The sequence below is a fragment of the Undibacterium sp. Di27W genome, assembly GCF_049340345.1.
In the GTDB taxonomy this organism is placed as follows: Bacteria; Pseudomonadota; Gammaproteobacteria; order Burkholderiales; family Burkholderiaceae_D; genus Undibacterium.
Genome location: NZ_JBMPOS010000055.1, coordinates 1 through 3,704 on the forward strand (window position 1 = coordinate 1; position 3,704 = coordinate 3,704).

Genomic DNA, 3,704 nt, shown 5'->3' on the forward strand with positions numbered 1-3,704 from the left:
CGAATACGCGTGGCAGCGATTCGACCGAAATACCTGCTCCCGTGTCTTTAACTTCCAGCGTCGCCTGTTCGTCTTCAATACCCAATGTAACGGTAACAGTACCGCCAGAGGGAGTAAATTTCACTGCGTTGCTGAGCAAATTGAGCACCACCTGCTCAATGCGAACCCGATCAGCCGCTACCAATATAGGCCTGTCATGTTGCACATATTGTAGAGTCAAGTTTTCTACCGCCGGATCAGCCCGCATTACTTCCACCAGCTTGGATGCAAGCGCCCCCAGTTCTACGTCTTGTATTGTTAACGTCAGCTTACCGGTTGCAACACGCGACATATCCATGAGGTCTTCAATGATTTTTGCCTGGCTCGTCACTGAATCGCGGATGATTGAAGCGGATCGTAGTGCAGGTGGCGATTGCCGTACTGCTGGTAGACGCGAAAGCAGTTCAACATTGATATAAATAACATTGAGAGGGTGGCGCAACTCATGTGACATCACGGCAAGAAATTCATCTTTCATTGCGTTGGTCATTTCAGCATGCGAACGGGTGGCCTGCTCGTTTGATAGTGCTGCTTCGCGCCGGTTATCGTGCTGCATGCGGGAAGTCTGGTCACGAGCTATTTTCGCATAACCTTCAAAGTCACCATTTTGCAGAACGGTTGTAACGCTAGTGCAGTAAAAGCGGCTATTGTCTTTACGTATTTGCCAACGTTCGTCCTCTGCTCGGCCATCTTTAAAAGCGCGGTTGCGCTCATCCTCAGGAACACCCGAAGCCTGGTCTTCTGGCAGGTAAACCAGATCAAGGGTTTTACCCAACATGTCTTCCTCAGTATAACCAAAGTTACGTTCAGCCCCTTTGTTCCATGCTGTCACATAGCCACGCTTATCGGTTGTAATAATGGCGAAATCATCCGTGCTATCGGCCACGAGGCGCATCCATTCTTCGCCAATGCGGGCTTTGGTTTCGGCCTCACGTCGGCTACTAATGTCAATGAAAGTCATTACGGCCCCATCGATCTTGTCCTCGGTTGTACGGTAGGGTAACAGGCGCACCATGTAATATCGCCCATCAACACTGCGCAACTCACGTTCAACAGGGCACAAGGTATCAAAGGTGGTAGAAATATCTTCGGCAAGATGTGAATAATGGAGACGATGCGTAATGTCCAGCAAGGAGCGGCCAATATCTGAAGGAATAATTGAAAAGATATCTGCAGCGCGTGGTGTAAAACGATTGATGCGCATTGCCCTGTCTACGAATATCGTGGCAATGTCGGTAGAGGCGATCAGGTTGTTGAGGTCATCGTTTGCCTTACCCGTTTCTTCTACCTTGACCTTTAATTCGTAATTGACGGTGATTAGTTCCTCATTTACCGATTGCAATTCCTCCTTGCTGGTTTCAAGCTCTTCGGTGGCCGAGCGCAGCTCCTCGTTAATTGCTTGCAGTTCCTCATTAGATGCTCGCAGTTCTTCATTGGATACTTCTGCATGCTCTATGGTTTCTTGCAACTTGTCCTTGCTGCGCTGCAGTTCTGCTTCAAGCTGATTCAACACTAGGTCTTTTGGCTCAACCGGCGTAACACCCGACAGAGTATTCATAGTGCGCTCGATCTCTTCGAACAATACCAGCATGAATCCTATGTCGGCCACTTCATCCTTGAATGGCCGTACGATCATGTTAATGAAATACGTAGCTTCGCCCCGCGTAATCATCACGCGATGAGCTTCAACGCTATTTCCTGTTTGTAGTGCCTGATACAAAGCCATACGCAATTCAACCCGCAATTCTGGAAGAACAAGTGCGAGAATGTTACGTGATGGCTCTCCTCCAACATGGCGTAAAAACCGGCCTGCGGTATCGGACATATGAACAATGTCTGAATCACGGTCAACTACCAGGCTGGGAGGGGCAAATTTGGAAAGTGCTCGCTGGTGGACTTCGTTGAATGAAAATTGGTCGCGGACTTGTGTGCCTGCGTGTCCGGTATCTGGCACTCTGTGCAATGGGGCACTTGGAAGCGATGGTAAAGTCCGAGCAGAACGGGACAGAGTGCGCGCTCTATAAATCCGGTTCTTTTTATCGAAAGGAGCAAAAAATTCCGCCGCCGCATCCGCGGTCTCTGAGGAGCCCAGAAACAGGAAACCATCAGGCTTTAAGGCTGCATGAAATGTTTCTAGTATGCGCAGTTGCGCTTCACGGGTCAGATAAATCAATAAATTACGGCACGAAATCATGTCCAGCTTTGAAAAAGGTGGATCACGCAATAGGTTGTGACATGCAAAGAGAATACGATCACGCACAGATTTACGAATACGGTAGTGATCATTTTCTTTCGTAAAAGAATGACGCAGCCGTGCCGGCGGTACGTCCATCATGATAGTCACAGGATATGATCCTGCACGCGCTATGGAAATCGCATGCTCATCAATATCCGACGCAAACACCTGAAATTCTATCGGCTTGGATAAAGAAGACGCTTTATCTGCAAGTAATATTCCTAATGAATATGCTTCCTGGCCTGTGGCGCAGGCAGCCACCCACACCCGTACCTGGTCTCCAGAATTTTTATTGCGAAACAGTTCAGGGATAACAGTCAGCTCTAGGGCATCGAAGGCATCACGATCGCGGAAGAAGTTCGTGACACCAATTAGCAAGTCCTTTAACAAGGACTTAAATTCCAAAGGTTCGCACTTCAATAACTCGGCATATTCATGGAAAGACGATACACCCTTGACTAACTGCCGACGCTCGATCCGGCGAAGAACAGTAGCGCGCTTGTAGTGACGGAAGTCATGACCTGTATCTGCGAACAGCATTGTGATAATGCGCTGGAGCGCATCTTCTTCCTTGGCACTCTCACCTATCTTGTCGCAGTCACTTTGCCATTTTTCATCATCGTCTTCGGATGGGCGCAATTGCATATCGCGAGCCGTAGCCCACAATTCAACAAGTTTTGCAGCAATGGCTTCTACAGGCAACACAAAATCCACTATCCCAGTGGCTATAGCGGCTACCGGCATGCTGTCATATTCGCAGTCAGAAGGGTCCTGTGCCAGCGTTACGCCCCCCATTTCCTTAACCCGCTCCAGACCTATCGCCCCATCCGAACCTATGCCTGATAGCACTACAGCGACGGCACGTTCGCGATGCGCATCTGCAAGGGTACAGAAGAAAATGTCGATAGCAGTGTGCTGGCCACGGGGTCGGTCAAGCTTAGAGACAGAGAGGTGTCCATCATCCATTGATAACTGTTGGTCGGGCGCAATCACGTAGACATGATCGGGTTCAATTCGTGTTCTTGTTGTTACCTGTAGCACCGGCATTGTTGTGGCACGCTGCAATATGCTGTCAGATGCGCTGTGTTGCTGTGGTGCTAGATGAAGAATCACCACGAAGGCCATCCCGTGTTGCGCGGGGAGACTTCCAAACAAACGAGACAGCACTTCCAAACCGCCAGCTGAAGCTCCCAGGCCGACTACAGGGAAACCTAGATGACTACGCGTCAACTTGGTTGAAATATCGTTTGCGGAACCATCCATAGGAGTCTCTGTATTTATCATTTTAAAAATCACCTCTACGATCGATGCTGATCTGTGAAGAGCTACTCATAAACACATGTATCGCATCTTTGCTTAAGTAGATACGTAACAATAAGGTATCAGCATAGATTCGACCACTACTATTTCCATAAATGCCATTATTTAC

General features: G+C 48.7%; 1 protein-coding gene. It reads right to left on the bottom strand.

What is annotated here, in order from left to right; translation table 11 throughout:
* Positions 1 to 3,538 (bottom strand): CheR family methyltransferase (locus ACO0LF_RS31140; RefSeq protein WP_423021240.1); only part of this gene is annotated, 3,538 nt, incomplete at its 3' end.
* Positions 3,539 to 3,704: the final 166 nt, after the last annotated feature.